A 601-nucleotide genomic window follows, 5' to 3' on the forward strand; every position below is an offset into this window, starting at 1 on the left:
TTATGCCGGTTGCATTGATCGATTCTCCGGTACCGCCTGGATACCCCGCATTTCCGGCAATGAATGCTCCGCCGAAATTGTCGTATGCATCATTCCAGTCGGTGATCAGAACGCTATCTGCCCCAACCCCAAAGTCTCCAGTTTTTAGCGCCCTCCCTGGCGTGGTATCGGTATTGCCCACGGTCAAGGTCGCACCTGCAGCAGTGCCCAGGCCAGCGGCAACCGCATACAGCTCTTGCGTCATATCATTAATCTTAGTGTTCGCAGAGCGCGTAGTATCGCCCCCTGCACCGTTCGGCAATGCGCCGAGGTTAATTTCCTGTCTGGCCATGAGTGGGTTCTCTTGATCTAATTTAAGAAGTTGGCTTCGCAAAGACTACCGAGATGTACTGCGCGGTCGGCAGGTCTACTCCAGTAGCCTGAATCACTAGCCTGTTCCCGCCGTAATCCCAGACCGCTTGGACTACGCCCTGCCTTGATACCGTGCCCGCCATGTCCATGGCGATATTGTTTAAAAGCATGTAGTCGCCAGTGTTTAGCGGTGAAAAAGCGGACCAGCTATACCTGTAAACTCCTGGCTGTGTTTGCTCTGCCCCGAGGT

The 601-nt window shown here is 54.2% G+C and carries 1 protein-coding gene and 1 pseudogene; both read right to left on the reverse strand.

The annotated features are described in order from the left end of the window. On the reverse strand, positions 1-331 hold a 331-nt coding region (locus HBO24_RS29330), incomplete at its 3' end, for a hypothetical protein (protein WP_262381572.1). 22 nt (positions 332-353) lie between these two features. Beyond that, positions 354-601 (reverse strand): annotated as a pseudogene (locus tag HBO24_RS29425) (hypothetical protein); the annotation flags it as partial.

The organism is Pseudomonas sp. WS 5410 (assembly GCF_012985645.1).
GTDB lineage: Bacteria > Pseudomonadota > Gammaproteobacteria > Pseudomonadales > Pseudomonadaceae > Aquipseudomonas > Aquipseudomonas shahriarae.